Source organism: Arthrobacter sp. D3-18 (assembly GCF_054408525.1).
Window position 1 is genome coordinate 338,967 of the sequence record NZ_CP096439.1, and the last position, 26,368, is coordinate 365,334.

Sequence of the window (26,368 nt, forward strand, 5' to 3'; positions counted from 1 at the left end):
GCGGTTGGGTATCTGGACTTTGTCCTGGACGCGGGCCAGCCGTTTCAGAGCCAGGAGGATCCTGAAGGTCCACACCACGGCTGCCTAATCCGATCAGGATCAGTGCGTGCATGGTGCTAGGAGATCTTCCGTGCCGCGTGTGTGGAGAGGAAGTCGAAGGTCTTGTCCCGCGCCTGCCTCGCCTCGTCAAAATTCAGGTGGAACTGGTACTCATGCGGAAGTTCAGGCTCGTGCGTAGCGGGCCAAAAGAGCTCGGTCACTGGAACGCCGGCATCCTTCAGCCGGTTGCTGTAGGGAACGGACTGGAGCCACGTGAGCCCGTCACCGTTGCCGCCGCTGATGAAGGTGGGAGGGAAGTCGTCGGTCACGAAGTCGATGGTGGACATGGTGGCACCAGCGTAGGTGGCGGACCAGTCCTTGGTGCCCGTGTAGGCCCAGAGGGAGGTCTTGAAGCCCCAGGCCACGATCCCGCTGAGATCCGCCATGGCCCGGAGGTCGTAGACGCCGCAGTGCAGGATGGTGGCTGCCAGATCGGACTTCTGTAACGCAGGTTGGATTCCCATCAGGTTGGCGTACTCGGGGTTCACAGTGAGCGTGGTCATCTGGCTCGCGAGTTGGGCGCCGGCGGAGTCGCCGGCCAGGACGATTCGGCTGGTGTCGACGTTCAGCTCGGCGGCATGGGCCTTGATATAGGCAAGAGCTTCGTTGATGTCCCGCACCGCGGTGGGGTAGGTGGCCTCGGGGGCAATCGGGTAGCTCAGGCCGATGGTGGTGTAGCCCTCAGCAGCAATGATTTGAAGATACGGATTTACATCCCGCTGGGCACCGGAGATCCAGGCACCCCCGTGAATCCACACCACAGTAGGGAGAGGGGCGGTGGTGCCTGCAGGGCTGAACACGTCAAAGGTGGAACCCGGCTTGTACACGACGCCGTCCTGGGTCTGCAGCGGTGTATCCGGCACGTACGGCGTCATTTCGTCGATGGTTGCCTGGGCTCCGCGCTCAAAAACACTTCGAATCAGCATTGCCGAGGGCCAGGGCGTGGCCGAAAGTGCCAGCGCGACGATCAGCACCAGCAGAATCGCCAGCTCAAGTTTCTTCAGCCGCGACCATCGCTTCCGCGGGGCCTTCGATGATGAACCCTTCCGGGTTGGCTCACTTTTCTTCGTGCTGGCTTGGATCGATTCCAACGGCCCCATCACACACTCCCCCGGTCGGCGCATCTCTGGACCATGCTAAGGCCGAAGGGAGTCCGCGGAAGGGATATCTTGGCGGCACGGTAGGTCTAGCGTGCGGCGGCGCGGGCCCGCCCACCCTTGGTTCCCTAGCGCTCCAGGACGACGTCTTGGGTGTTGGGGAAGAACATTGCGTACGTGAAACCCGCAATCGCTGCGTCGACGAGTGGGCCAGTAATGAAGAGCCGCACCTGTCCTAAAGCCTCCGGACCGGCAAAGGGCGGGATCACAGAGGTATTCGTGGCCCAAATGGAGACCAAGTGAATCAGGATCAGTCCATGACCATTGACGATAGGTGCGAACCCTCTGTACGCCCGCGGAACCTTGGCCGAAAGGTCCCAATCGTCGACCAAGACTGGGCAGCATTGGACCGGCCGCGGCTCCTGCCGGAGACATGAGGAAGGACCCGGGCCGGCACTTAAAGCTAAGCATCCTTACTGTCTCCCGACAAGGGGAAGAACCAATCTCTCAGGCAGGCGCTTTCCGCACAGAAGCCTCGTCGGCTAACAGCGAATCGAGTTGCCGCGTCCCTTTTCCTTAGCACCGGAACACCTCTGACGGGATACTTCCAGGGTTAGTCTCGTCAAGGGAACATAGAGCCATCTACGGGCTACCGAGAGGATTGACATGGCGAAACGAAAAATGCATGGCACATGGATTCTCTCTCATTCCCCCATTTCTCGTGACTTATGGACTCGTTTGGCTCATGAGAGATGTCTGGAACCTGTTCTAGCAATGGATTGGGCACCGGGCCGCGTAGGTGATGAGCTCCGCTCGGCGCTAGTGGTCGTTGGGCGGGTTAAGGTCGCTGCCGTAAAAGTTCGTACGATCAATCGTGCCGTCCAGGTTTCTGATGATGTGCTCAACACCGTCCCGCCGGGCCGCGTCCTGCCCACGCTGCTGCTGCTCAGCCTTGGTCCCGCCGACGGCGAAGGGTCCATCCGAGCCCTGACGTCGGCTTCTCCACTGCCCGTCCTGGTTGTAGGTCTCAACCCCTGGCTTCACCAATGTTTCCCTTCTGCGGATCGGTCCGTCCCTAAGGGTTGGTCTTCGTAGTGCTCTCATGGGGTGAACGGAGTCGTCGTTCAAGCTGGGCTTCCGCCGCCTCACGGCGTTTACCCACCACGCGCAGCTGTTCCGTCACCGGGTTATGGTGCGCCAAGGGAGCCATAGGACGAGGGCTGCTTTGCCGTTGTTCCCCGCCTTCTCCCACAGGCTCCAGTGTGCTCGTTTCCATGATCGCCTCAGTTCCTGGGTGCCGTTGGACCAGCCCCGATTCACACAGGAAGAATGAAGGAACCGGACCGGTACTTAATGATAAGCATCCTTAGAATTGGCGAAAAGACTTTTCCTTGCCTAAGTCAGCCGCGACGAACAGGCTGCTGCAGCTCGGTCACCCAGTCGGACTGATCCTCTGAGATGGCTCGGACGTATAGGTCTCGGCATGGCCCTGAGTGGACAAGCCCTCGAGCGAGGATCTCAGCGTGAAGCGCTTGCCAGCTTTCTGCAATGTGCTCCGTCGAGCCGAGATGGACGCCGCAAACGGCATTTTCAACGGCGGGCAGCTCGATGATCTCGAAGCCGTCTCTCCCAGGTCCCCCACCGAAACACCTACGGCTTCGCATTCGAACAAGAGCCGCTGCGCTTACCGCGCAGTTCCGCAGGTCGACGGCAATGGTGTTCCACTTCCTTAGAAGTGGAACAGCCAAAGAATGGGACGCTGCCCAGCAACTGATGGAAATAACAAGGCGATGGTCGAGCAGATTCTGGAACACTGTGCGCCGCAATGGGGCTCTCGATTAGTCGTCGAAGTGGGTCAGTACCGTCGGGTCTCTGGCGATGGAGGTGACGATTACGGCCGCGACGTCGCGCAGCTTGATGTTACGGCCGCTGGAGGCGATCCGGAGGATTTTCATGGCTGCTTCCTGACTGCAGCGGTTTTGAGCCATGATCGCCCCAACGGCCATATCGATGGCCGTGCGGGATTGCATCGCGGCCAGCAGGTTCCTTCTGTCCTCGGTAAGTTGAGAGATTCGTACCGCGATGCGCAGAGTTCTTGATACTTGGCCGGCGAGAGACTCTGCCTCCTGGATTTTCGGACCGCTGAAGGCGTGTGTTCTGGTGGCGTAGAGATTCAGCGCGGCAGCGGCCTCACCTTCTAGGGGAACTGGTACAGCCAGGATGGACCCGACGCCCTTGGCCGATGCTGTAGGTGTGTAATCGGGCCATCGGGTTTCTTCGCGGACGTCAGGGACGTGGATGGTGGCTTGCCCATCAAGGGCCGTCAGGCACGGGCCGGTACCGGCCCCATACTGCAGCTCGTCAAGATCCTTCGCTTGTGGTGTGCTGAAGGCAACCGTGACGGGTTTCTTCCGTCGTTTCAGCGTCACTGAGCTCAGCAGATCATTCTTCTCCGATAGGACGTTGGCGGAGAGCAAGGCTAGTTCCTGGAGGAATTCTCCAACATCTTCGGAGGCCAGGGCGAGGTCCTGGAGGTGCTCAGTCGCCCTGGCGCCTTCAGTACCCTCGGTGGTTTCATGCTCAGTCGGCATGGTGATCTCGATTTTCGATGTTGTTCGTGCTGTCCGGTACCCCGGAGGTCGGATTCCCGTCCGCGTAGGGGGCTTTGGGGCGGGAACGGAGTTCGTCGATCAGTTCATTCGCGGCGTGGGCCAAGAGGTCCCGTTCCAGTGGCGGCAGCGGAAACGAGGTCTCGACGTAGGCATCGACCTCGTACTCGCCAATGTTCCCACCAATGCTGAAGTACTTCAGCCACAACTCCTCCACAGAGATATCTGATTCCTTCAGAGCAACCTTCAACCCCCTGATCTGTTCCTGTTCAGAGACGGGGCGTGATTCGGGCTGATTGTTCCCCGCTTCAGCCATGCCGGTCGTTCCTGCTGCGGTCCAGAATCCCTTCACTGACATCAACGAGGGACTGCCGGTTGGTACGGGAACGTTTGAGCAACTCCCGGAAAGCTTCTTCTTCTCCCAAGCCGTGGAGTTGCATCAGCGCTCCTTGGGCCCGGTTGATGTTGTCCCTGCTTGCCAGGGCTTCGCTGAGTGCTTCGTTGAACCGTAAGGGCGCCTCAGCGGTTTGGATGTTATCGAGCAGGATCGCCGCGGTAGAGGCGAACTTCTCCAAAGGCCGGGTCGTCGCGGTGTCGTACGCTTCCGGGACGTCGGAGTAAATCTTCAGCGCTCCCAGGCTGCGGGTTCCGACCAGCAACGGGGAACTGATCACCGATCGAATCGGCAGCTCGGCCACTGCCTGGGTCCAGGCCGGCCAGCGGTCTTCGGTGCTGAGGTCGTAAATGACAACGGAGTGTTCTGAGGCCCAGGCAGTGAGGCAAGGTCCCTCGCCGAGTTCGTACTGGGCTTGATCAGCCAAAGCGGCCACTTCATTGGTGGTCCCGGTGCTGGTCCTGCGGCCCTGCTCGTCCAGGAGCGACACCCCCGCCCCGACGCTTCCGGGGAAAGCGTCACGGATTCCCTCGGCCAGGAGCTGGACTGCCCGGTCAACCTTGTCCTCTGTCAGGAGCAGACCCTTGATACGGGCAAGAGTGAGTGTCAGTTCATCCAACGGTAATTGCTGGGTCATTGGGCGTGCCTTCTACAGAGGACATATGACTGCCCGGCTAAAAGGCCTACTGCCAAACCCAAGGGACCAAACCCTGGAAGGTTGGCTTACCCTCAGGATAGCTTCTACAGCCTCTCACTGTCGTCGATAACCGGGGCTTTTATTAGAGGTGCTCCCCTTTGGCCAGAATCTGTTTGGCTACGTCCTGGACACGACTGTGACGACGTCTTGCAGTCGTTTGCATGAATGCTAACGCCATGCCGCGGCTGCACCGGTTCTGCGCCATGATCCGTGCCACAGCGGCATCAACAACAGCACGCGATTGCAGCAACAAATGGAGATGATCCGGCATGGGTGCCGGGTGGTCCTTGGCCATAAAGGGGCCTCGTTTCTGTAGGCACCAGAGGTTTTCACGCTGATAGCAGGCACCCCGGCGCAGCGTTATCCCCGTGCGGTCTGATCCAAGGGGCTATCGCATCCAAGGTCTATCAAGGCCCAAGCGAGGACATGCAGATCAAAGGAGTCAGACCAGGCAGGGGCTCCCAAGTAGATGCCGAAGTCGTTTGGTCCCGCCCATCCTCCGTTGGCCCACCATTGGGTCCAGAGTTCATCCAAGGTGATGGTCTTGTCCGATATCAGCGCTTTCGCGATGCGGTGAGCGTCTTGCATGGAGGCCTCTTTAGAGACGGAAACTTAGTCCGCCGTGTGGTTAGCGCCTCGGTATAGACACAGTTCAGCATGACACACGCGCGAAGCCATAGATACCCCTGGGTAGGCGCCCCTCCTTGAAAGTGGGACGGTGGCGGTTCCGGTCTCTCCGGACACTGCCGCTGGGGCTTCGCGTAGAGCCTGAGAACGGAACCCTTGGAGCAGCCTGTACTCACCGCGGTCCCTTAAAGTCTCCGCCTGTTCACGGCCCTCTCGTGGATCGCCCTCCGGCTCCTGCCGAGGCGTAGAGCATCGGGCGACGATCAAGCCAACTACCCCACTGTAGGGGGCTTCGATCTCAAGCGTTGCCGCCCCGGGCGGGCCGGATAAAGGGATTTGAAGCCGACGGAAAATGCTGGCCAATCCCGGGCGTCGGCATGCTGGGTCTTAGCCGACGGACGACGGCAGGACGAACCCAAACGCACCCGGATGGTAAGCCCTTCGCACTTCCAACGCCCGCAGGCAAGCTGAACCGCGTTGCAACTCCGCCGAGTTGGATGAGTGCCGGAAGGAAGCGTGGGTTGTTCTCGAGGATCTGACGCCTTTGACCTCGAAGTCCTCGCCTCGGCCCAGGAAGACCCTTGATCTTGGTGAGCCGTCAAGAACGCCATCGGCTGCTGTACCCCCGCGCCTCGGCTCCTTCTGAAAAGGGCGACGTCTGCGGTTCAGGCTCAGGCGTCGAAGTGGGTCAGGACGTTCGGGTCGTGGGTGATGGAGGCAACCACTTTCGCTGCGACGGCGCGGAGCTTCACGTTACGGGTGCTGGAGGCAATCCGGAGGATCCGTAAAGCCTCTGCCTGGCTGCATCGGTTCTGGGCCATGATCGCGCCGACAGCCAGGTCAATGACAGTGCGGGATTCCATCGCAGCCAGCAGGTTTTTCGGTCCTCGACCAGTTGCGAAACCCGGGTCGCCATCCTCAGCACCTTCGAAGCCCGGGCCGCGTAGGACTCCGCAGCCTCAATATCAGAGGCGGTGAACGCTTCGGTCCGCGGCGCGTAGAGGTTCAGGGCTGCGTTCGCCTCTCCTTCCAGGGGAAGTGGCACGGCGAGCATCGAGCCAACGCCGGCAGCCCAGACCACGGACATGTACTTTGGCCAGCGGCGCTCCTGCCGGACATCGGGGACGTGTACCGTGGTCTGGGCCTTGACCGCGGACAGGCAGGGTCCTCCCCCGATGCCGTACTGCAGCTCATCAAGCTGCGTGACCAGCGGGTGACTGGGGCCGACCGTCACAGGCTTCTTGCGCCGCACCAACGTCACGCTGCACAACAGATCACCAGAAAGATTCGATGCCGAAAACGCGGCAAGTTCCTTGAGGAAATCCTCAACATCCCCGCACTCCAAAACAAGGTCCTGAAGATGATCAGCAACACTCTCAACCCGCGGCATCGGGTACTCGAAAGACATGGCGGCCTCACTCACAAACAGATAAGGGCCGCCGACTGCTCAACGGACCTTCAGTCTACGACGAAGCGCGCAAAAGCACCCCTGGTTTCCGGTTAGGCGCTGTGCTACCGAGCCATGGGCTCGTGCCTCTCCTGAGGTCCGAACACGACGTTGACCCAAAAAAAAATAACTTGGGTGCCACTGGCCTGGCTAGGGATGAGCTGTCTAGGTTGCACGTAACTGGTCCTCAAGCCGGGCCTCGGCCCGTTCCCTCCGTTTACCAACCATCACCAGCTGCTCCGTAACCGGGTTGTGCCTCAGCAGAGGCCCCTGATGCCCGGACAAAGACGCGAACGAATCGCGGCCAGCATCCACAGGGACCGGCGTTGACGTCCGCGCATCTATCGCTTCGGCGGGAGGCAAGCCCATCGAACTCGAAGACAGGTTCAGGGGATTGGTGCTTGGAGGCTCGGGGCCGACCGAGTCATGCTGTGTTGCCATGCCTGCTCTCGAAGATCCGGCCGTTCTGTGGGGTTGGACCGCCCGGCTCTTGCCGAAGGTGGAGCACCGGGCGGTAATTAAGCTAAGCACCCTTACTACCCTTGAGGCAAGGGTGCATTTCCTCGTCATCCCAAAAGGTTTGCGGCCAACTGTGAGCCATGGTGGTCCAAGGCCCGAGAAGTGCTGGCGAAGAGTACTAAGGAGCCTTATTATTGCCGTATATCGGGATTTGCCTGAGGCTTCATTCGGTTACAAGCTCTTGTGATGGAGGAGAACAAATGACACCTACCCATAACCCCGCCCGGACCCGCACCCCGATTCAGCGAGCAGCACAGATCGTAGGTGCCGTCTTTCTCCTTGTAGGGGTCCTTGGCTTCATCCCTGGGGTCACCTCAAACTACGAAACTCTATCCTTCGCCGGCCACACCTCCGATGCCGTGCTGCTGGGGATTTTCCAGGTCTCGATCCTGCATAACATCGTCCACCTGCTCTTCGGGGTAGCGGGTATCCTTATGGCCCGAACCGCGGGCCAGGCCCGCAATTACCTAATCGGTGGTGGCGCTGTTTACCTGGTGCTATGGCTCTATGGCCTATTCATCGACCAGGAATCCACCGCAAACTTCGTCCCTGTCAACAACGCCGACAACTGGCTTCATCTGCTCCTGGGCGTGGGCATGCTTGCCCTGGGCTTGGCCCTCAGCCGACGGACAACCACAGGACGACCCGCAACCACGACCGGCCGGTGAGACCCGACATACTGTGCACGGACTCCGGACCCGACGGGGGCGGCGCTTACCTTCCAGTAGTCCTGACGCTTCCAGTATTCTGACGCCCTCTCGACCAGTTTTCGGACCCGCCGATGCCTGATGTAAAGCGCTGGCCCACCAGCAGATTGCTCTACACTGCAGCCCGGCTTGTCGAGCAAGGATTGAACAGAAAATTACGCAACCTCGGGCTAACGTACGCGGCAGTGATCGCCTTGGATGCGGTGGCGGCCACGGGACCCATCACACAGGCGGGCCTTGCCCACGTTATTCACGTGCGGGCCCAGACTCTGGGCCCGACACTGCTGAAACTCGAGTCCCGAGGGTACATAAATCGCCGGCCAGGGAACCGCAACAGTCACTACGTTTCCATCACGGACACAGGCAAACAACTGCTTCACGAGGCCCACGCCTTGGAACTTGAAGTCCTGGCAGACTTTGACGTCGATCCCGACGGCCTGCGGGACGAGCTGGAAAACATTGTGCTCAACGCACCCAAAGACGACTGAGCGCATGGGCCCACCTCTGCCTCTTCTGAGCTGACCATCGGAACAGACATTCAGTGCCGCAACGACGCCTGGCTGCCACTCCGCCCTTCTTCCGCCGTAGCCCGCGAACGCGACAACCAGGGGGTCTCCCGGTGCCCCAGTGCCTTAGAAGTGGAACCTCCAAGAGTGGGGCGCTGCCCAGTTAGCTGATAAGACTAGGCACTTGCGCATATGAAGTGCAGCATTGATAGGGGTCCGTGGGTTCAGAGTGCGGCAGCTACGATTGAGCGGTGGCTAGCCTCGATTTACGTCTCGTCAGGATTTTCAATCTCATATTCGAGACGGGAAGCTTGACCAGGACCGCTTCTGTCTTGTCGGTGACACAGCCGTCGGTTAGCTATGCGCTGTCTCAGCTGCGCAAGCAATTGGCTGATCCCCTATTCATCCGTGGACCGGAAGGTATGCATCCCACGGCGCGTGCTGTTGAGCTGTTCGAGGTTTTCAAACGCTCCGTGAACGAAATCGATCTGGCGGTGGAGAGCCTGACGTTGTTTGATCCGATGGCTTCGAACCGGACGTTCCGCCTTTGCCTTTCAGATCTCGGTGAACTGACTTTTCTTCCCTCAATCGTGAACCATCTCATGAGCGAAGCTCCCGGGGTATCCCTTGATGTCGTACCGATGCAGATTGACCGTGTGCCGGATTGGCTGGAGCGGGGGGAAGTTGATGCAGCCATCGCAAGCATTGATTTCCCTGGTCAGGCTCATCGGCAGGTGATTTCGCAAGAGCGTTACGTTTGTGTCCTTCCGGCCCGTTTGGCCGGGCCCGGGACGACCATGACCTTGGAAGAGTTCAAGGGCCTGCGGCATGTCGTCATTGACCGATCTAGCGGGCATGCCCAGGTCGACGCGGCGTTGAGTTCCATCGGGGTCGAACGTGAAGTCAGCCTCCGTGTTCATCATTTTTCCGTCTTGCCCGGTGTACTTGCCAACAGCGATCTGGCGGTAATCGTTCCCTTGCGGGTGGCGAGGTCCTTTGGCAGGTTATGGCCGGTGGTGGTGAAGGAACTGCCGTTCGATCTTCAAAGCTTCAACGTGAACCTCTATTGGCAAGGAACCCAAACGCGTTCCCCGGCCATTGCGTGGTTCCTGGATGTTCTTACCCGGTCTTTGAGTGAGGCCGAGGTTGTATCGATGCCCTGATGAAACCGAAACATTTGCTGGGCGGAACTTGTTCCGTGGTTAGGCAAACGTGAGGGGCGGAAGCCACGCTTCCGTCCCTCACGTTTGAGTGTGGCTCTTTCTAGAAGGGGTAATGGCGTGAGCTGTGCTGGACGCTGATCCAGTGATCGGTGGTGAACTCATCAATGGCCCATTCGCCGTTGAACCTGCCCAGGCCGGAGTTGCCTTCGCCTCCGAAGGACACGTGGGCTTCGTCGTTGACGGGGATGTCGTTGATATGGGTCATGCCGGCCTTGATGCGGCGGGCAAACGCTACGCCTCTTTCGATGTCAGCGGTGAAGACTGCGCTGGCCAGGCCGTACTCGGTGTCGTTGGCCGATTCCAGAGCTTCAGCTTCATCCCTCACGCGTTGAATACCCACCAGTGGCCCGAAGATTTCCTCGCGGGCGATTTCCATCTGTGGAGTGACGTCAGCGAATACGTGTGGGGGAACCAGGAATCCAGCTATTTCACCGTCCAGGACGACTCTTGCGCCCTCTGCCTTTGCTGTGCGTATCTTCTCCAGCAAGCCGTTACGCTGCGAGTTGTTGATGACAGGTCCCACTACAGTGGCGGGATCAGCAGGGTCTCCAACTTTGATGGTTCGCACGTGCTCCGTGAAACGGCGAACGAACTCATCGTAGACGGCATCGACGACGATGATCCGGTTCACGGCCATGCAGATCTGTCCTTGGTGCAGGAACTTTCCCATGGCGGCAGCGCGTACGGCTTGGTCCAGGTCAGCGTCTTCAAGCACCACAAAGGGGCTGTTGCCTCCCAGTTCCAGGGCCACATGCTTGAGGTGCCGGCCGCTGCTGGCGATCCTGGCGACGTTCTGCCCCACGGGGGTTGAACCGGTAAAGGAAATCAGCGCCGGTACTTCGTGTTCGACGAAGGCATCGCCGATTTCGCTGCCGGATCCTACGACGACGTTCAGGACACCGGCCGGCAGGCCGGCTTCTTCGAATATTTTGGCTACGATCAACCCGCCTGTGACGGCGGTATCACTGGCAGGTTTGAGCACAACGGCGTTGCCCAGGGCCAGAGCCGGTGCTACTGAACGCTGTGAGAGGTGAAGAGGGAAGTTCCAAGGGCTGATGACTCCGACAACGCCCAGCGGTCCCCGGTATACCCGGTTCTCCTTCCCCGGGATATTCGATTCCATGATTCGGCCCTGGACGCGGTAGGGGTAGGAAGCTGCTTCGAGGGTGATCGCCCGGGCCGCTGCGACCTCTACGGTGGCTTTGAGAACCGTGCTGCCTGATTCGGCAACCAGCCAGTTGACGATCTGTTCGTGGCGTTCCTGCAGGATCTGCGCTGCGCGCAGCATTACCTCTTGGCGGACTGCAGGCGGCGTGGCAGCCCATTGGGGTTGCGCCGCGGACGCGGACCTGTAGGCGTCGTCGACGTCAGCGATGGAGGCTTGCCGGATGGTGCCCAAGCTGTCTTGGGTATATGGGTTGGTGAGCGTCAGCTCCTTCCCGGACGTCCCTTTCCTCCACTTGCCGGCTATGAACTGCTGTTGAGGCACCCAGGCGGTCAGCGGTGCTGTCTCTATCTCTATTTGGGTTGTCATGGTTTTCCCTTTCCAGACTGTAACGGGGTTCGATACTGCGGGCGTTGAGGTTTTGGAACCGAGGCTTGTGCAGTATCAGAAGGGGCTGATGGTAGTGGTGGGGACTTCAATGAGAGTCGGAGAATCTGCTTGAAGGGCGGCTTGAAGTTCTGCCTTGAAGGACTCCAGAGTGGGAGTGCGGACGGCGCTGACGCCGTAGCCGTGCGCCAGGGCGCGGAAGTCGATTCCGGGAACATCCAGACCGGATACTTCTCCGGCGTTCAGCAGCTTCGCGAACGCCCTGAGGGCACCGTAAGTACCGTTGTTCAGGATGATGAACACCGTGGGAATACGTTCCTGCGCAGCGGTCCAAAGCGCGGTGATGCCATAGTTCGCCGACCCATCACCAATGATTCCGATGACGCGCCGGTCAGGGCAGGCCAGCTGCACGCCAACTGCGGCCGGCATCCCAAAACCCAAGCCGCCCGAAGCTGGAAAGAAGTAGCTCCCGGGGTGTCTCATTTCAATCCGGTCCCACAGTTCACCGACCGTCGAGGTGGCCTCATTGACGAAGACGGCGTCTTCGGGTGCCAGCAGATTGATGGCATCGAAGACTTCTTCCGGCGTGAGTGCTTGGTCGAAGCCGGTTGCGGCTGGCCGGATGGTGCGAGGGTCCGGCGCTTGTCGCTGAATGGTGGGGACGTCGGCGGCCAGAGCTTTCATGGCCTCTGCGATGTCTGCCACGAAGGCGTCGCCCATGGGGGCGCGCGCCGCTTCCGATGGGTCGCAGGTGATATGCAGCAACCTTGACCCCTCGGGGAGGAATCGGCCGGGTTGGTGCTGGTGGTATCTGAAGACCGGTGCTCCTACGACGACGATGAGGTCGTGGCCGTCGAGGAGGGCGGAGATGCCTTGGACCGAGGCCGGAAGCACCCCTTGGAAGTGGGGGTGACGAGTCGGGAAGGGACAGCGTGGAGCCGAAGGGGCAACCCACACCGGCATCCCCAATTTTTCGGCCAGGATCACCGCGTTGTGGTTGGCTTTGGCCGCGTCAACGTCCGGGCCCAGTACCAGCACCGGGTTGGCGGCCTCGGACAGGGCAGAAACGAGATGGTCTACCTGGTCCGGGGTGAGGGCACCGGCGGTGTGGACATGCCGTCCCGAGAGGTGTTCGCTTGCGTGGCCTGCTTCGGTGTCCCAATCATCGTAGGGAATCGAAACATAAACCGGTCCTTTCGGGTCCTGGGCTGCGGTGTGGACAGCCTGGGCCAGTGTGCGGGGGACGTCCACCGGCGAGGCGGGCTCTGCGCTGTACTTGACCAAGGGGCGCGGCAACGTGGTCGCATCAACGTTGGAAAGCATTGATTCCATACCGATGGTAGTGCGGACCTGCTGCCCGGCGGTGATGACCAAAGGAGTGTGGGAGTACCATGCATTCGTTAGGGCGCCCATGGCATTGCCCGTGCCCGACGCGGCATGCAGATTCACGAACGCGGCCGTGCCCGATGCCTGGGCATAACCATCTGCCATGCCCATTACCACGCCCTCATGCAGGCCCAGTATGTAGCGGAAGTCCTCAGGCATCGCCCCCAGAAAGGGCAGCTCGTTCGATCCGGGGTTGCCGAAGATGGTCGTCAAGCCGTTTTGCCGTAAAAGTTCGAAGCTGGCCTCGGCAACGGTACGGACCGCTTCGTCTCCATGGGGTGCCGCTTTATCAGCGGACTGGGTAATAGCTGTCATGTGGTTTCCTTTCCCTCTTCCCGACCGTAAGCCCGAAAGGGACCATCGGACCACTAAATATTTTTGCTGATTCCCATAGAAAGCATTGATCCGGCCAGCCGGGCGTACAAGCACTGAGAAGGATCTTCCATTGAACACCCTAATAGATAGAACCTATGTGCTTTAGAAAAAATATTTAGTGGCTTGATTGGGTCGGCAACCTTACTCTCGAAGAATGTTCATTCCTTCCACCTTCCAGGCCACCTTGGGAGAGTCCTTATGAAAACCGCAATTGTGGGGTCCGGTGCCATGGGCCAGCTCTTCGGCGCCCGGCTGCTGCTCGCAGGAAACGATGTTGTCTTTTTGGATACCAACCAACAGACCATTGACACCCTCAATGACAACGGCGTCACCCTGACAACGGATATGGGGACCGAGCACGTACCGGCCAGAGCTGCCCGGGCTGCTGACCTGACAGAACCGATGGATCTTTTCATCGTCTTCACCAAAAGCTTCCACACCAATGCTGCTGTGGCCTCCGTCAGCCACCTCATAGCTTCGGAAAGCTGTGGGCTGACCCTTCAGAACGGCTTGGGGAACGCGGAGGTTCTGCAGAATTGGTTTGGGCAGGCCCGGGCGCTGTTGGGAATTACGGACTTTCCGGCCGACTTGAAGGGCCCCGGAGTGGTGGTCAGTCACAGCAGCGGAAAGGTGCGGCTGGGTTCGTTGGATCCATCCCCGAGCCTGCCTGCAGTGGCCGCCCTGTTGGACTCAGCCGGGCTGAACGCCGCAGCGGAACCGGACATCCGTGTACCCGTGTGGGAGAAAGTAGCGTTCAATTCTGCTTTGAATACCCTTAGCGCAGTGACAGGAATGACCGTGGGTCAGATCGGCGACGATCCCCATGCCCGCGGGATCGTTGCATCCGTGATCGCGGAAACTGTCGCCGTCGCCAGCTCCCTGCAGATCTCCATTTCAACGGACCGAATAGACGCCGCGATGGAGAACGCCTTCATGCACCATACCCACCACAAAACCTCCATGCTTCTTGACCGGGAAGCCGGCAGGCCGACGGAGATTGACTCGATCGGAGGCGGCGTAGTGCGCATCGGCCAGGAAAACGGAGCAGCAACCCCCGTACTGCAGACACTCTGTGAACTCTTGCGCGCCGTAACGTCCTCAGGGAGCAAGCCATGAACGATGTGGCTTTGCAGCCCGAAACAGGCGGCGTAGATCGCTCCGCCCTGGTGGATCTGACGGCCACTCAAGCACTCAGTCTTATCAACTCACACCGGCTCTCTCCACAGCTCTATCGCCAGGCGCTTCAGGCCCGGGCCGGGCAAGTCAGTACCTACAACGCGGTGGCAGCAATGCACCCAGGCGCGGCGACACCGCAGCAAGGCCCGCTCAACGGTGTTCCCGTGCTCGTCAAAGACAGCTTCGACGTCGAAGGCATGCCGACCACGGCGGGAACCCCTGCCCTGTCGGCAAATATTGCCGGCTCCACCGCCCCACTTATTCAGCGGTTGCTGGACGCGGGCGCAAACATTCTGGCGAAAACCGTCATGCATGAACTCTCCCTCGGCGGGACCTCGCGGAACGGCGTCCACGGAACACCGAAAAACCCGTGGAATCCGGAACGCATCTGCGGCGGCAGCAGCGGCGGAGCAGCCTCAGCCGTGGCTTTGGGAATTGCACCCGTGAGCATCGGCGCTGACACCGGCGGTTCCATCCGGGTACCTGCTGCCCTGTGCGGGGTAATCGGCTTCCGACCATCCGTGGGCCGGTACCCCCAAGGAGGTGCTGTCCCCCTCTCCCCCACCCGGGACGCCGCCGGCCCGATCGCCCGCAGCATGGAGGACATCGTCACAGTCGACGCCGTTCTTTCCGGGCAGCCCCGTAAGAAGGAAAGAAGAGCCGACACCACAGTGACGCTCGGACTCATTCCCTCTCACCTTCAAGACCTCGAACCCGACGTGTCAGCGGTGTTCGAATCCACACAACAGAAACTCATCCAAAGCGGAGTGCGGATCGTCGCGCTATCGGGCCAGGACCTTCTCGACCGCGCCCAGGACATCGCCTTGACACTCGTCTGGGGTGAAGCTGGTTCGGCCATCGAAACGTACCTCCAGGAACAAGGCCGGATTTCACTGGCGGAACTACTCGAACAAATCAGTGAACCCGACGTGGCCCTGGCCATGAGGAACGGCATGGGTTCGGTCTCTCCGAAGAAATACCGTGCCGCCCTGATTGAACGAGACGCGCTCCGTCGCGAACTGGCTGCCCGTCTGCATCATGCCGGAGCTTCCGGCCTGATTTACCCCACCACACCGGTGGTAGCCCCAAAACTGGAAGACGGCGAAACACTGGCCCTCAACGGCCGCCTCGTTCCAACCTTCACTACTCTCATCCGCCATTGTGATTTCGGCGGGACCATAGGACTCCCCGGAATTTCCCTCCCCGTGGGGCGAGGACCCGAAACGGGATTGCCCGTCGGGATCGAACTCACCTACCCCCCTGAAGCCGACGACCAGCTACTGGACCTTGCAACGCAACTCGCGCCGCTGATCCTTGATGTCGCCTCCCCCACACAACTCGTACCCGTTCACAAGCATTCTCCTGTCGCATAGGAAAACACCATGACAACAAATGCCCTGCCAGTCTTCACTGGCCCAACGAAGGCGGAACTATTCCGTGTTCGTTTCGCCAGCGGGATCGGCTCCACCATCGAGTGGTACCTCTCTTTCGCCTACATCTCAGCTGCCGGACTGATTTTCAGCACCCAGTACTTCGGAGCGCTGGGCCCCAACGCCCTCATCGTGTCCCTCGGCTCGGTTGCCGCCAGCTTTATCGCCAGCCCCCTGGGCGGCATCATCGCCGGGCACTTCGGAGACCGATACGGACGCAAAGCCACACTCGTTGCGACCTTGGCCGTTATGGGAATCGCCAGCCTCGGTATGGGTCTGCTCCCGACCTACGACCAAATTGGTCTTGCAGCCCCAATCCTGCTGGTCATCTTCCGCTTCATGCAAGGGCTGAGCACCGGTGGTGAATGGGGCGGGGCGGCATTGATGTCCATCGAGTACGCTCCCGCCCACCGACGTGGCTTCTACGGAATCTTCTCTCAGATCGGCACCCCCTCCGGTCTGGTGCTGTCCACCGGTGTGTTCTTCCTGATGCAGGCCCTGACCACACCCGAACAATTCATGGCGTGGGGATGGCGCGTACCCTTCTTCATCTCCGTTGTCCTGGTCCTCATAGGACTGAAAATCCGGACCTCCATTTCGGAGAGCCCCGCCTTCGCCCAAATGAAGGAATCGAACGCCGAAGTACGGGTACCGCTCAAAGAGGCCGTCCAACACCACGGCTGGCAGATGTTCCTCGCCGGCGGATCTTTCGTGGCAAATATCCTCTCCGGCTACATCCTCATCGGCTACCTTCTCTCCTACACCGCGAACCAGCTGCAAATGGATCCCGGAACCACTCTGTTTGTCCTGATGCTGGCCTCGCTTGTATGGATCGGCTCCACCGTTCTGGGAGGCATCTGGTCCGACCGGGCAGGACGCAAACGCGTCATGGCCATCGGCTACGCACTCATGGGCGTATGGATCATCCCCATGTTCCTGCTCATCAACACACGCTCAACCATCAACCTGGCCATTGGCGTGTTCATTCTTGCCATTTCCTTGGGACTCTCCTACGGCCCGCAAAGCGCGATGTTCGCGGAACTTTTCCCCGCCCACCTGCGCTACACCGCAGCCTCACTCCCCTACGCCATCGGAGGAATAGTCGGCGGAGGATTCGCTCCTGTCATCGCCGAATGGTTGCTCGAATCCACCGGAAGCATCATCTCCATCGGTGTGTACGTCATCGCCTTTGTCGGGATCTCCCTGCTCAGCCTCCTACTGCTCAAAGACACCTACTTCAAAGGCTTCCCGGACATGAGCTTCAAAGGCACCGCAACATCCACGAAGTCCGCAATGAAGTAACGACCCGTCTATGAGCAAAACCGCCGGGCGGTGCCTCTACAGGCATCGCCCGGCGGTTTTGCTCATCACAGCTCTTCGGCATCGCACTGGAAAGGTAAAAGCACATATGTCCTGGACGGCACGGAAAGCTCAGCGGGAGGGATCACTTCATTAGCTGCAAGGTGCCGCACCTCCAGGGTGTGCTACATGAACCGACCTAAACCTATTGGCCGGATTCGCCAACTGGAGCCAAACTCGACTGGGAGCCAACATCGTCGGCCCACTCTTGGTAGCAAGTGTCGTCGGACTGTCCATGGCAGCCCGCAGATACATCCGGTCGATCCCCGACCGCCTGTTCAGATGGACGATGCACAAAGCCCGCCATGACAACACCGCTCCTCCTCACAGCGATTGGACGGCCAAGAACCACGTCCCGCTTTCCTTGAAACTGGAACCCGCCGTAGCCGAACGCACTCCCCCATCATGGACTTGATTGTTGGCTGGCGCCTTTTCCGGCTGTCAATCGATCCCGCACAGGTGCCCGTAAACGGATCATCAATCGAGGAGTATTGGTGATTCCGGCCTAGGAGTCATTTTCGAACTCGCCAGTTCGTGGGGAATCCGGTATGCATGCTACGGCTTCAACTTCTACGGCAGCGCCATAGTGCAGTTCTTTGACACCGGCAACAGCCCTGGCGGGGCGATGGCTGCCGATCCAATCTCCGTATATGTCATCGAAGGCTTTCCAGTCGGCAATTTCCGTGACGTAGACGCGGACCTGCACAAGGTCTTCCCGCGAAAGACCAGCTGACAGGAGACAGGCGTCAACATTTGCGAGAGTCTGCTGTACCTGCCGAGAGAATGGTGCGTTAGTGACGGGCTCACCCTCGGTATTGATGGGAAGTTGGCCGGAAACGAAGGCCATACCGTTGGCTATGGTGACGTGGCTGTACTTGCCCAGTGGGGCTATGAGGCCGTCCGCGTTGATCTGCCGCGGCAGGGGAACTTGGTCTATGTGTTTCATCAGGCTCACTTCAAGTAGTTGTATATGGTTGCCCGCGAGACGCCTATGGCTTCGCTGACAGTAGGGACGGACTTCTTGACATCCATGTAGCCTTCATCGCGAAGCTGCCGCGTGAGGGCTCTGGTGGATTCTGGATCCAGACTTTGAGGTGTTTTACCGCGCTCTGCGGCGTAGCTGGAGATAAAATCGCGGATTTCCTGCAGGCCTTTGGGCCGCAGGTTCTCTTTGACTGAAGGGGCTTGGTCGATTCTGGTGAGTGCGGAAAGCTGGTAGGTGAGGGTATTGAGTAGAGAGACATCGACGTTGAGGCACAGGGCTGCAATGTAGTTGCCATCCCGGTCCTTGATCCCGATAGAGGTGCTCTTGGAGGCGCGGCCGTCGGGGAAGTTGTTCGCATAGTTCTGCAGCACAGCCGGGAAGTTGGGATCTTGTATCCGGACTAGGCCCAGTTCGGTTGCGGAATCCCCCGGGTGGCGTCCGGAAATGTTGTTTTCGATAGTCCTGACGGTGTGCAGAGGATCTCGCAGGTCGTGGAGTACTACTTCACACAGCCCGGGAAACGTCCGCCCAAGGGCAGTGGTGATCTTGTCGAGCTCGGCCAAAAGGTGCTCGGTCTCCGAATGTGTCATCATTTCTCCCACTCAGTCAGGTGTTGCTGCAGTCATGGTTCGAAGCAGCAGCCATGATGGCAAAGCCTCTCCAAGGAGCTGCACCTGGTCTTGTCGACTTGGTTCTCTCATCAGCGCCTATTGCATTCTGTCGAAACTTTTACGTATTGTCTATTCAGACTATTTACAAACTGTCTTGTAGTCGACAAAATGTAAGCGGGGCAACATCGTCCCGAGACAGAAGGAGTGAACCGTGGATATTTCCACTCCGGGCCCCGCGACCTTACTTGATCCAAGCACCCCGTTCCTGGCTTTGGATGAGTTCAAGGTCGACAGGAACATCGGCCGCCTTAGGCAGCACCTGGACCAATTCCAGGTCGGCCTAAGACCGCATGTGAAGACGTCGAAGTCAACGGACGTGACGCGTAAGATTTGGGCGGGCGAGCCTGGCCCCATCACTGTTTCCACCCTTGCAGAGGCGGAAGGCTTCGCGGCGGACGGGTTTATGGACATCGTCTACGCAGTAGGGATTTCACCCGACAAACTGGAGCGAGTGCTCGCTCTTCGTCGTCAAGGCGTCGACCTGGTCGTCTTACTGGACAGTGTTGAGCAGGCCAATGCTGTGGCTCAGGCTTCGTCCGAGACCGGAATCAGCATTCCGGCGCTGCTTGAAGTTGATTGTGACGGGCACCGGGGCGGTGTACTTCTCGATGATCCCGCCGCCCTTGTTATCGGTAAGATCCTGGAGCGTGGTGGTGCGGAACTCCGAGGCGTTCTTGCTCACGCAGGGGAATCCTACTTCTGCTATACCGCTGATGAGCTCGCCGAAGCTGCCGAGAACGAGCGAAGGATAGCTGTCGGTATGGCCATGAAATTGCGCACTGCCGGCCATAACGCTCCCGTCGTCAGCATAGGTTCGACGCCCACGGCGCATGCCATTCGTGACTTGTCGGGCGTCACTGAAGTCAGGGCCGGCAATTTCGTCTTCTTTGACCTGGTCATGGCCGGCATCGGGGTCTGCGCAATCGAGGACATCGCGCTGTCAGCCGTTGTCACCGTCATAGGACATCGGCCCGAAAAGGGCTGGATATTGACCGATGGAGGCTGGACCGCAACCTCCCGTGACCGCGGAACTGCAGCTCAGGCAATCGACCAGGGCTACGGGCTAGTGGCAGACATTGGTGGCGAACTAATCGAGGACCTACTGATGACCGGCGCCAGCCAAGAGCACGGCGTCTTATCAGTTCGTCCCGGCACTGACTCCACCCTCCCGGACCTACCCGTGGGAACTAGAGTCCGCATTCTGCCCAACCATGCATGTGCAATGGGCATCCAGCATGCAAGGTACAGCGTGGTCGAAGGCGAGTCGCTTTCCATCACCAAGACCTGGGAGAGGGTGCAGGGATGGTGAGGATAAATCCCCGTCAAAGCGCCCCGAGACTAGCCCTAAAGCGAACTCACATGCGCAATCCTCTGGCGAAGACCTGGCTGCCCATCAGCACGCTAGTGCCCGCTGAATCAACATCTCGGAGCTGTCACTAGGGACGGCACACGTCCAGCAAGAAAACATCCAACTGCTATTTAGAACCGAGGACACTGAGGTCAACGCGCTTCAGCCTCACTCCCAACGAAAAGGTAAACGAATGACACCCACTCCATTGGACGCGCAATCCACTAGAAAGTACGACGCAGTCCTCTTTGATCTCCTCACTGCATTATTGGACTCGTGGACTGTCTGGGCCGAAGTCGCGGGCGACGCTGAAGTTGGGCGACGTTGGCGCGACGAGTACCTCAAAATAACCTACGGCGAAGGTGCATACCGCCCCTACGAAACTCTCGTGGCAGAAGCAGCTGAAGCACAGGGACTGGATAGATCTTTCGCTGAACGCCTGGCCGCTCGCTGGAACACCATCGAACCCTGGGAAGAGGCGCCAGGAGTCTTGCATGCCCTATCCTCCGCGGGTTTAAAAATCGGCGTGGTCACCAACTGTTCAGAAGAATTGGGCCACATCGCTGCAAACCAGCTGCAAGTGCCCTTCGACGTGGTGGTTACTTCAGAGGCGGCGGGTGCCTATAAGCCACGCCCCGAACCCTACACGCTTGCCATCGAGCGACTTGGGATACCTGCTGAACGGATCCTTTTCGTCGCCGGATCCAAATACGACATTCCAGGCGCAGGCGGCGTGGGCATGCCGGTGTGGTGGCACAACCGGATCCACATGGATCGGGGTGAACTGCCGGCACCCCTGGCCGAACACGACAACCTCGGGCCGCTCACCGATGAAGCGCTCGACACGCCCGTACCCGCCTCATAATCGCGCCAACCCGATTGGAGGAGGCAGGGATGACGACTAAAGACCTTGCTTACTCGGCAGCACCGCACCCCTACACGCCGGCTGTAGCAGCGGGCGACCTCGTTTTTGTAACGGGACACTTGTGCATGAGCAACGGCCAGTTGGTTAAAGGAGGAGCGGCCGCCGAGGCAAAGCAAGCCCTCCAGAACGCCGCCCTCGACCTGGCCAACACGGCCTCGACTTCACGCACCTGGTGAAGGCAACGATTTTCTTGGCAAAGATAGAGGACCTACAGCCAGTCAACCAAATCCACATGGACGCTGTCCCGGAACCGCGTCCGACCCTGTCATGCGTAGCCGTCGCCCAACTGCCTTTTAGCGGGGTCTGGTCGAAATCGAGCTCATCGCATCAAAAAGTGACCGACCCATCCGTATCACCATGAGAACTACAAAGGCACGAAGGAGTGCACCATGAGGATCAATACGAGACCTTCCTCGTCGAAACCGACGAACAAGAACGGCCGCGGCAGCGTCATCACCAAACTCTGGTTTTGGATACTCATTGCCATCACGGCTGGAATTGTCCTAGGCCTTACGGCGCCATCGGTAGCCGTCCAGATGAAGTGGTTGGCTGACACCTTCATCCAACTGATACGAATGGTCGCCCCGCCGATCATCTTCTGTTCCATTGTCGTCGGCATCGCATCACTCGGTGACCTGCGGAAAGTTGGGAAGCTGGGCAGTATTGCATTGGGCTACTTCTTTGCAATGACCACCCTCTGCCTCGCTCTTGGAATGATTGTTGCGAACCTGGTCAAGCCGGGATCAGGGTTCGACGGAACCGCCGGTGCTGCCAGCATGGAAAAGGCGCAGGAGAACCTAGCGAAAGGAAGCAACAGCGAAGGCATCATAGGATTTATTAGGAACGATATCCTCCCGAGCAGCTTCGTTCAGCCCTTCGTCGAGAACACCATCCTCCAAGTGGTGGTGCTCGCGATCGTGGTTGCCTGTGCCATCTCCGTGCTCGCACCACCCGTTCGCGAATCAATCGTGAGGACCGTTGAAACCACCAACAAAGTCATTTTCGGGGTCATTCGCATCGTCATGTTCACCGCACCCCTTGGCGCATTCGGTGGTATTGCCTTCACCGTCGGGCAATTTGGCGGACAAACCCTAGGAAGCCTGGGGCTTCTTATGCTCGCCTTCTGGCTCACCTGCATCGTCTTTGTCTTTGTCATCCTGGGATCGATCGCGGCGTGGAACGGATTCAATATTTTCAAGTTCGTCCGAATGATCAAAGACGAGTTGCTCATTGTGCTCGGCACGTCCTCATCGGAAACTGTTATGCCCAGATTCCTGGCCAAGCTTGAAGCTGCAGGGGCTTCCCGGCGCGTGGTCTCGCTGACTGTTCCTACTGGCTACTCGTTCAATTTGGATGGCACGGCGATCTATATGGCGATGGCTGCCCTGTTCATCGCGCAGGCAGGCGGCATTCAGCTCCCGTTCGGTGCCCAGTTGGGTTTGCTGGGTCTTATGCTCATAACAAGCAAAGGCGCAGCCGGAGTTAGCGGTGCCAGCGTCGTAACACTGGCCGCGTCACTGCAGGCCTTCGGGCCGGAATTCTTCCCGCCATCAACGCTCGCCGTTGGGATCGCAATGGTCATCGGCATAGATCGCGTCATGAGCGAGGGCAAAGCCCTGACAAGCGTGATCGGTGTAGCTGCCGGAACAATGATCATTGCCAAGCTGGCGGGGGAACGCAATGAAGAGATGTTCCAAGCCGCTCTCAACGACCCGAAACTTGTACGGGACGCAATTGATCAAGAAATGCTGTCGCCAACCTCACCCACGGAGCTAGCATCCGTCGGCAGAGCCTGACTTCCGCTTCACCGAACGAGAAACTTAAACACCCGTTCCCCATCTGGCCGGCGCCCATAACTTGGGCGCCGGCCCTCAACACCGTTGCTGTGCATCAGCCGTCACCTCATTTCTTCGGCGGTCTAACGATTGGGCGGCAGCAGTTGATGGACCCGCGGCGCTTACCCTAAATCGCCGAACCTGGTGTTGAGTCATCGCCCCGCATGGCTTGCAATTGTCTTGGCATGGATCCCAGAAACCTGTGAGAAAGGACCGACCCTATGTCAGCATCTGCTCCTCCCGAGGTGGCCCAGGACGTACTGGATGACCTTCACGACCGGTTGAAGCGGTTCCGACCAGTCGCGACCGCCGGAGAACACGGGTGGCGTCGCGGGGTGGACCCCGACTACCTCGCCGAACTCATCGACTACTGGGGGAACGGATACGACTGGCGGAAGCACGAGCACCGCATCCGATCCATGCCCTGGACCGCCGTGCAAAATACTGAGACGCCCATCCGAGCCATCCATCAAACAGCCGGTCGCGGTGCTACCACCGTCGTGCTGTTACATGGGTGGCCCGACTCCGTGCTGAGGTTCGAACGTCTCCTGCCGATGCTTAACGATGTCAACGTTGTGGTCCCGAGCCTGCCCGGGTTTCCGTTTGCGCTGCCGGTACCTGACGGCGGCCTGTCCTCGGTGCAGATGGCCGAAGCAGTCGCCCAGGGGTTATCTGCACTGGGTTACGACCGTTACGTCCTTTCGGCCGGCGACGTCGGGTGCGACGTTGCCGAAGCCCTTGCAGCATCACACCCGCAGAATGTTTCAGCTCTGCACCTGACCGACATCTCCCAATACCATTTCCTGGCCGACCTCCCCACAGACCTATCGGCCGAGGAGAAAGAGTATGTGCGCCAAGGCCACCACTGGCAGGCAATGGAGGGCGGCTACATGCACGAACAATCCACCAAACCCCAGACCCTCGCCGTGGCGCTCGGCGATAGCCCTGCCGGGCTGGCGGCATGGCTCCTGGAGAAGTTGCGGAACTGGACCGACTCTGCAGGTGACGTCGAATCTGTTTTCACAAAGGATGAGATTTTGACCTGGATCATGGCCTACTGGGTGAGCGGAGCTATTGGCACATCGTTCACGCCCTATGCCGAGAGTGGACCAAAACCATGGAAAAAGATTCAGACGCCCACGGCCGTCACTATCTTCCCGCGCGACCTCGTCAACGCCCCGCGCGAATTCGCTTCGCGATTCTTCAATATTCAGCACTGGCAGGAATGCCCGGCAGGAGGTCACTTCGCCGCGTGGGAACAACCAGAAGCCTATGCCAAGGGGATCCGCAAAGCAGTCTCCCTTGCGACCTAGGGTCGATACCCTGGCGCCTGTCCAGAAGCATGTCCTCCCCACAGCGACTAGGGCTGCCATGGGCCATGTCCCACTTCCTTAGAAGTGGAACAGCCAAGAGTGGGACGCTGCCCAGCGATTGATCTCCGCGATGGGGTTTTTGATTAGTCGTCGAAGTGGGTCAATACGGTCGGGTCTCTGGCGATGGAGGTGACGATCACGGCTGCGACATCGCGGAGCTTGACGTTACGGCCGCTGGAGGCGATCCGGAGGATTTTCATGGCTGCTTCCTGACTGCACCGGTTTTGCGCCATGATCGCCCCAACAGCCATATCGATGGCCGTGCGCGATTCCATTGCCGCCAGCAGGTTCCGTCTGTCCTCGGTGAGTTGAGAGATCCGTACCGCGACGCGCAGAGTTTTTGACACTTGGCCGGCGAGAGACTCGGCCTCCTGAATTTTCGGACCGCTGAAGGCGTGTGTCCTGGTGGCGTAGAGATTCAGGGCTGCACCGGCCTCACCTTCGAGGGAAAGCGGTACAGCCAGGATGGAACCGATGCCCTTGGCCCATGCTGGGGGTGTGTACTCGGGCCATCGGCTTTCTTCGCGGACGTCCGGGACGTGGATGGTGGTGTGCTCATCAAGGGCTGTCAGGCAGGGGCCGGTACCGGCCCCGTACTGCAGCTCGTCAAGATCCTTCGCTTGTGGTGTGCTGAAGGCAACCGTGACGGGTTTCTTCTGTCGTCTCAGAGTCACTGAGCTCAGCAGATCATTCTTCTCCGATAGGACTTTGGCGGACATCAAGGCCAGTTCCTGGAGGAACTGTCCAAGATCGTCGGAGGCCAGGGCTAGGTCTTGGAGGTGCTCGGTAGTTCCGGCGCCTTTGGTGCCGTCGGTGGTTTCATGCTCAGTCGGCACGGTGTCCTCGATTTTCGATGTTGTTCGTGCTGTCCGGTACCCCAAGATTCCCGTCGGTGTAGGGGGCTTTGGGGCGGGAACGGAGTTCGTCGATCAGTTCATTCGCGGCGTGGGCGAGGAGGTCCCGTTCCATGGGCGGCAGCGGAAACGAGGTCTCGACGTAGGCATCGACCTCGTACTCGCCAATGTTCCCACCAATGCTGAAGTACTTCAGCCACAACTCCTCCACAGAGATATCTGATTCCTTCAGAGCAACCTTCAACCCCCTGATCTGTTCCTGTTCAGAGACGGGGCGTGATTCGGGCTGATTGTTCCCCGCTTCAGCCATGCCGGTCGTTCCTGCTGCGGTCCAGAATCCCTTCACTGACATCGACCAAGGACTGCCCGCTGCTGCGGGACCGTTTGAGCAACTCCCGGAAAGCTTCTTCTTCTCCCAAGCCGTGGAGTTGCATCAGCGCTCCTTGGGCCCGGCTGATGGTGTCCCTGCTGGCCAGGGCTTCGCTGAGTGCTTCGTTGAACCGCAAGGGCGCCTCAGCGGTCTGGATGTTATCGAGCAGGATCGCGGCCGTGGAAGCAAACTTCTCCAAAGGCCGGGTCGTCGCGGTGTCGTACGCTTCCGGGACGTCGGAGTAAATCTTCAGCGCTCCCAGGCTGCGGGTTCCGACCAGCAACGGGGAACTGATCACCGATCGAATCGGCAGCTCAGCCACTGACTGGGTCCATGCCGGCCAGCGGTCTTCGGTGCTGAGGTCGTAAATGACAACGGAGTGTTCTGAGGCCCACGCAGTGAGGCAAGGTCCCTCGCCGAGCTCGTACTGGGCTTGATCAGCCAAAGCGGCCACCTCATTGGTGGTCCCGGTGCTGGTCCTACGGCCCTGCTCATCGAGAAGGGAAACTCCCGCACCGGTGCTTCCGGGGAACGCGTCACGGATCCCTTCCGCCAGGAGTTGCACGGCCCGGTCAACCTTGTCCTCTGTCAGGAGCAGACCCTTGATACGGGCAAGAGTGAGTGTGAGTTCATCCAACGGCAGTTGCTGGGGCATGGGCGCGGCCTTCTGCTCAGGACAGGTACCTGCCCTACAAGATAGGCCTGCTGCGAAACCCAAAGGACCAAACCTGGACGGCTGGCTACCATCAGAGTAGCTTCTACAACCTCATCATGTCGCCTACTACCCGGAGCTTTCCTCGCCCG

Annotated in this window: 29 protein-coding genes and 2 pseudogenes; 12 read left to right on the forward strand and 19 right to left on the reverse strand. The window is 59.5% G+C overall.

The window, feature by feature from the left end:
• Positions 1–116 precede the first annotated feature (116 nt).
• The 4 genes from M1D89_RS01560 to M1D89_RS01575 all read right to left on the reverse strand — a co-directional run bounded on the left by M1D89_RS01560 (position 117) and on the right by M1D89_RS01575 (position 2,472).
• Positions 117–1,199 (reverse strand): alpha/beta hydrolase, encoded by a 1,083-nt coding sequence (locus tag M1D89_RS01560; protein ID WP_498643434.1) that lies wholly within the window; start codon positions 1,197–1,199, stop codon positions 117–119.
• Between the two features lie 125 nt (positions 1,200–1,324).
• Complete coding sequence (locus M1D89_RS01565; RefSeq protein WP_498643436.1) at positions 1,325–1,588, reverse strand: hypothetical protein; 264 nt, start codon at positions 1,586–1,588, stop codon at positions 1,325–1,327.
• A gap of 427 nt (positions 1,589–2,015) precedes the next feature.
• The gene (locus M1D89_RS01570; RefSeq protein ID WP_498643438.1) at positions 2,016–2,240 is read right to left on the reverse strand and encodes a DUF2188 domain-containing protein; all 225 of its coding nucleotides are present in this window, start codon (positions 2,238–2,240) and stop codon (positions 2,016–2,018) included.
• 31 nt (positions 2,241–2,271) lie between these two features.
• On the reverse strand, positions 2,272–2,472 hold the full coding sequence (locus tag M1D89_RS01575; protein WP_498643440.1) for a hypothetical protein: 201 nt from the start codon (positions 2,470–2,472) through the stop codon (positions 2,272–2,274).
• Positions 2,473–2,719: 247 nt separating this feature from the next.
• On the opposite strand from M1D89_RS01575, the gene M1D89_RS01580 reads away from it, so the two are divergent.
• Complete coding sequence (locus M1D89_RS01580) at positions 2,720–2,929, forward strand: hypothetical protein (RefSeq protein WP_498643442.1); 210 nt, start codon at positions 2,720–2,722, stop codon at positions 2,927–2,929.
• A 105-nt stretch (positions 2,930–3,034) separates the two neighbouring features.
• Here the strand turns inward: M1D89_RS01580 and M1D89_RS01585 are convergent, their stop codons facing one another.
• The 8 genes and pseudogenes from M1D89_RS01585 to M1D89_RS01620 form a co-directional block, all read right to left on the reverse strand.
• Complete coding sequence (locus M1D89_RS01585; protein ID WP_498643444.1) at positions 3,035–3,787, reverse strand: GAF and ANTAR domain-containing protein; 753 nt, start codon at positions 3,785–3,787, stop codon at positions 3,035–3,037.
• A complete protein-coding gene (locus tag M1D89_RS01590) occupies positions 3,777–4,121 on the reverse strand; it encodes a hypothetical protein (RefSeq protein ID WP_498643446.1) in 345 nt (114 codons plus the stop codon). The genes M1D89_RS01585 and M1D89_RS01590 overlap by 11 nt, the downstream gene beginning before the upstream one ends.
• Positions 4,114–4,836: an ANTAR domain-containing protein gene (locus tag M1D89_RS01595; protein WP_498643448.1), complete on the reverse strand. Its 723-nt coding sequence runs from the start codon at positions 4,834–4,836 to the stop codon at positions 4,114–4,116. Before M1D89_RS01595 ends, M1D89_RS01590 begins: the two co-directional genes overlap by 8 nt.
• A gap of 142 nt (positions 4,837–4,978) precedes the next feature.
• Entirely contained in the window at positions 4,979–5,191 is a 213-nt protein-coding gene (locus M1D89_RS01600; protein ID WP_498643450.1) for an ANTAR domain-containing protein, read from the reverse strand.
• A gap of 65 nt (positions 5,192–5,256) precedes the next feature.
• Positions 5,257–5,484 carry a hypothetical protein gene (locus tag M1D89_RS01605; RefSeq protein WP_498643452.1) on the reverse strand — a complete coding sequence of 76 codons (228 nt, stop codon included), beginning with the start codon at positions 5,482–5,484 and terminating at the stop codon, positions 5,257–5,259.
• Positions 5,485–6,194: 710 nt separating this feature from the next.
• Positions 6,195–6,386, reverse strand: a complete 192-nt coding sequence (locus M1D89_RS01610) for an ANTAR domain-containing protein (protein ID WP_498643454.1) — start codon at positions 6,384–6,386, stop codon at positions 6,195–6,197.
• 116 nt (positions 6,387–6,502) lie between these two features.
• Positions 6,503–6,931, reverse strand: a pseudogene (locus tag M1D89_RS01615) (GAF domain-containing protein); the annotation flags it as partial.
• A 204-nt stretch (positions 6,932–7,135) separates the two neighbouring features.
• A complete protein-coding gene (locus M1D89_RS01620; protein ID WP_498643456.1) occupies positions 7,136–7,411 on the reverse strand; it encodes a hypothetical protein in 276 nt (91 codons plus the stop codon).
• Between the two features lie 278 nt (positions 7,412–7,689).
• On the opposite strand from M1D89_RS01620, the gene M1D89_RS01625 reads away from it, so the two are divergent.
• The 3 genes from M1D89_RS01625 (at position 7,690) to M1D89_RS01635 (ending at position 9,865) form a co-directional block, all read left to right on the forward strand.
• Positions 7,690–8,157: a DUF4383 domain-containing protein gene (locus M1D89_RS01625; protein WP_498643458.1), complete on the forward strand. Its 468-nt coding sequence runs from the start codon at positions 7,690–7,692 to the stop codon at positions 8,155–8,157.
• A gap of 113 nt (positions 8,158–8,270) precedes the next feature.
• Positions 8,271–8,684, forward strand: a complete 414-nt coding sequence (locus tag M1D89_RS01630; RefSeq protein ID WP_498643460.1) for a MarR family winged helix-turn-helix transcriptional regulator — start codon at positions 8,271–8,273, stop codon at positions 8,682–8,684.
• A 269-nt stretch (positions 8,685–8,953) separates the two neighbouring features.
• Positions 8,954–9,865, forward strand: a complete 912-nt coding sequence (locus M1D89_RS01635) for a LysR family transcriptional regulator (protein WP_498643462.1) — start codon at positions 8,954–8,956, stop codon at positions 9,863–9,865.
• 100 nt (positions 9,866–9,965) lie between these two features.
• Here M1D89_RS01635 and M1D89_RS01640 read toward each other — a convergent pair whose 3' ends face one another.
• Together M1D89_RS01640 and mdlC are read right to left on the reverse strand one after the other, a co-directional pair.
• Positions 9,966–11,459, reverse strand: a complete 1,494-nt coding sequence (locus M1D89_RS01640; RefSeq protein ID WP_498643464.1) for an aldehyde dehydrogenase family protein — start codon at positions 11,457–11,459, stop codon at positions 9,966–9,968.
• A gap of 75 nt (positions 11,460–11,534) precedes the next feature.
• Positions 11,535–13,178, reverse strand: coding sequence for a benzoylformate decarboxylase (gene mdlC / locus M1D89_RS01645; RefSeq protein ID WP_498643466.1), 1,644 nt, complete (start codon positions 13,176–13,178; stop codon positions 11,535–11,537).
• 258 nt (positions 13,179–13,436) lie between these two features.
• On the opposite strand from mdlC, the gene M1D89_RS01650 reads away from it, so the two are divergent.
• From M1D89_RS01650 to M1D89_RS01660, 3 genes are read left to right on the forward strand one after another with little or no spacing between them, the layout of a single operon-like run.
• Positions 13,437–14,354, forward strand: coding sequence for a ketopantoate reductase family protein (locus M1D89_RS01650; RefSeq protein ID WP_498643468.1), 918 nt, complete (start codon positions 13,437–13,439; stop codon positions 14,352–14,354).
• Entirely contained in the window at positions 14,351–15,787 is a 1,437-nt protein-coding gene (locus M1D89_RS01655; RefSeq protein ID WP_498643470.1) for an amidase family protein, read from the forward strand. The genes M1D89_RS01650 and M1D89_RS01655 overlap by 4 nt, the downstream gene beginning before the upstream one ends.
• A gap of 9 nt (positions 15,788–15,796) precedes the next feature.
• Positions 15,797–17,146, forward strand: coding sequence for an MFS transporter (locus tag M1D89_RS01660; RefSeq protein ID WP_498643472.1), 1,350 nt, complete (start codon positions 15,797–15,799; stop codon positions 17,144–17,146).
• A gap of 562 nt (positions 17,147–17,708) precedes the next feature.
• Here M1D89_RS01660 and M1D89_RS01665 read toward each other — a convergent pair.
• Entirely contained in the window at positions 17,709–18,149 is a 441-nt protein-coding gene (locus M1D89_RS01665; RefSeq protein ID WP_498643474.1) for a RidA family protein, read from the reverse strand.
• Positions 18,150–18,154: 5 nt separating this feature from the next.
• Complete coding sequence (locus M1D89_RS01670; protein ID WP_498643930.1) at positions 18,155–18,778, reverse strand: helix-turn-helix transcriptional regulator; 624 nt, start codon at positions 18,776–18,778, stop codon at positions 18,155–18,157.
• A gap of 232 nt (positions 18,779–19,010) precedes the next feature.
• Between M1D89_RS01670 and M1D89_RS01675 the strand changes: the two genes are divergently transcribed.
• The 5 genes and pseudogenes from M1D89_RS01675 to M1D89_RS01695 all read left to right on the forward strand — a co-directional run bounded on the left by M1D89_RS01675 (position 19,011) and on the right by M1D89_RS01695 (position 24,280).
• Entirely contained in the window at positions 19,011–20,168 is a 1,158-nt protein-coding gene (locus tag M1D89_RS01675) for an alanine racemase (protein WP_498643476.1), read from the forward strand.
• Positions 20,169–20,400: 232 nt separating this feature from the next.
• Complete coding sequence (locus tag M1D89_RS01680; RefSeq protein ID WP_498643478.1) at positions 20,401–21,072, forward strand: HAD family hydrolase; 672 nt, start codon at positions 20,401–20,403, stop codon at positions 21,070–21,072.
• Positions 21,073–21,101: 29 nt separating this feature from the next.
• Positions 21,102–21,493: pseudogene (locus M1D89_RS01685) on the forward strand (RidA family protein).
• A gap of 28 nt (positions 21,494–21,521) precedes the next feature.
• Positions 21,522–22,928 (forward strand): cation:dicarboxylate symporter family transporter, encoded by a 1,407-nt coding sequence (locus M1D89_RS01690; RefSeq protein WP_498643480.1) that lies wholly within the window; start codon positions 21,522–21,524, stop codon positions 22,926–22,928.
• 260 nt (positions 22,929–23,188) lie between these two features.
• Positions 23,189–24,280, forward strand: coding sequence for an epoxide hydrolase family protein (locus tag M1D89_RS01695; RefSeq protein ID WP_498643482.1), 1,092 nt, complete (start codon positions 23,189–23,191; stop codon positions 24,278–24,280).
• 143 nt (positions 24,281–24,423) lie between these two features.
• On the opposite strand, the gene M1D89_RS01700 is transcribed toward M1D89_RS01695, so the two are convergent.
• The 3 genes from M1D89_RS01700 to M1D89_RS01710 are packed head-to-tail and all read right to left on the reverse strand — an operon-like array spanning position 24,424 to position 26,219.
• Complete coding sequence (locus tag M1D89_RS01700; RefSeq protein WP_498643484.1) at positions 24,424–25,176, reverse strand: GAF and ANTAR domain-containing protein; 753 nt, start codon at positions 25,174–25,176, stop codon at positions 24,424–24,426.
• On the reverse strand, positions 25,166–25,504 hold the full coding sequence (locus tag M1D89_RS01705) for a hypothetical protein (protein WP_498643486.1): 339 nt from the start codon (positions 25,502–25,504) through the stop codon (positions 25,166–25,168). The genes M1D89_RS01700 and M1D89_RS01705 overlap by 11 nt, the downstream gene beginning before the upstream one ends.
• Positions 25,497–26,219 carry a GAF and ANTAR domain-containing protein gene (locus M1D89_RS01710; protein ID WP_498643488.1) on the reverse strand — a complete coding sequence of 241 codons (723 nt, stop codon included), beginning with the start codon at positions 26,217–26,219 and terminating at the stop codon, positions 25,497–25,499. Before M1D89_RS01710 ends, M1D89_RS01705 begins: the two co-directional genes overlap by 8 nt.
• Positions 26,220–26,368: the final 149 nt, after the last annotated feature.

Bases quoted from the DNA above. Each gene is read 5' to 3' on its own strand.
- M1D89_RS01560 (WP_498643434.1), bottom strand. From the start codon at position 1,199: ATGGGGCCGTTGGAATCGATCCAAGCCAGCACGAAGAAAAGTGAGCCA.
- M1D89_RS01595 (WP_498643448.1), bottom strand. From the start codon at position 4,836: ATGACCCAGCAATTACCGTTGGATGAACTGACACTCACTCTTGCCCGT.
- M1D89_RS01660 (WP_498643472.1), top strand. From the start codon at position 15,797: ATGACAACAAATGCCCTGCCAGTCTTCACTGGCCCAACGAAGGCGGAA.
- mdlC (WP_498643466.1), bottom strand. From the start codon at position 13,178: ATGACAGCTATTACCCAGTCCGCTGATAAAGCGGCACCCCATGGAGAC.
- M1D89_RS01695 (WP_498643482.1), top strand. From the start codon at position 23,189: ATGTCAGCATCTGCTCCTCCCGAGGTGGCCCAGGACGTACTGGATGAC.
- M1D89_RS01640 (WP_498643464.1), bottom strand. From the start codon at position 11,459: ATGACAACCCAAATAGAGATAGAGACAGCACCGCTGACCGCCTGGGTG.
- M1D89_RS01585 (WP_498643444.1), bottom strand. From the start codon at position 3,787: ATGCCGACTGAGCATGAAACCACCGAGGGTACTGAAGGCGCCAGGGCG.
- M1D89_RS01655 (WP_498643470.1), top strand. From the start codon at position 14,351: ATGAACGATGTGGCTTTGCAGCCCGAAACAGGCGGCGTAGATCGCTCC.
- M1D89_RS01670 (WP_498643930.1), bottom strand. From the start codon at position 18,778: ATGACACATTCGGAGACCGAGCACCTTTTGGCCGAGCTCGACAAGATC.
- M1D89_RS01705 (WP_498643486.1), bottom strand. From the start codon at position 25,504: ATGGCTGAAGCGGGGAACAATCAGCCCGAATCACGCCCCGTCTCTGAA.
- M1D89_RS01690 (WP_498643480.1), top strand. From the start codon at position 21,522: ATGAGGATCAATACGAGACCTTCCTCGTCGAAACCGACGAACAAGAAC.
- M1D89_RS01590 (WP_498643446.1), bottom strand. From the start codon at position 4,121: ATGGCTGAAGCGGGGAACAATCAGCCCGAATCACGCCCCGTCTCTGAA.
- M1D89_RS01605 (WP_498643452.1), bottom strand. From the start codon at position 5,484: ATGCAAGACGCTCACCGCATCGCGAAAGCGCTGATATCGGACAAGACC.
- M1D89_RS01600 (WP_498643450.1), bottom strand. From the start codon at position 5,191: ATGGCCAAGGACCACCCGGCACCCATGCCGGATCATCTCCATTTGTTG.
- M1D89_RS01630 (WP_498643460.1), top strand. From the start codon at position 8,271: ATGCCTGATGTAAAGCGCTGGCCCACCAGCAGATTGCTCTACACTGCA.
- M1D89_RS01625 (WP_498643458.1), top strand. From the start codon at position 7,690: ATGACACCTACCCATAACCCCGCCCGGACCCGCACCCCGATTCAGCGA.
- M1D89_RS01575 (WP_498643440.1), bottom strand. From the start codon at position 2,472: ATGGAAACGAGCACACTGGAGCCTGTGGGAGAAGGCGGGGAACAACGG.
- M1D89_RS01610 (WP_498643454.1), bottom strand. From the start codon at position 6,386: ATGGAATCCCGCACTGTCATTGACCTGGCTGTCGGCGCGATCATGGCC.
- M1D89_RS01665 (WP_498643474.1), bottom strand. From the start codon at position 18,149: ATGAAACACATAGACCAAGTTCCCCTGCCGCGGCAGATCAACGCGGAC.
- M1D89_RS01710 (WP_498643488.1), bottom strand. From the start codon at position 26,219: ATGCCCCAGCAACTGCCGTTGGATGAACTCACACTCACTCTTGCCCGT.
- M1D89_RS01650 (WP_498643468.1), top strand. From the start codon at position 13,437: ATGAAAACCGCAATTGTGGGGTCCGGTGCCATGGGCCAGCTCTTCGGC.
- M1D89_RS01680 (WP_498643478.1), top strand. From the start codon at position 20,401: ATGACACCCACTCCATTGGACGCGCAATCCACTAGAAAGTACGACGCA.
- M1D89_RS01620 (WP_498643456.1), bottom strand. From the start codon at position 7,411: ATGGCAACACAGCATGACTCGGTCGGCCCCGAGCCTCCAAGCACCAAT.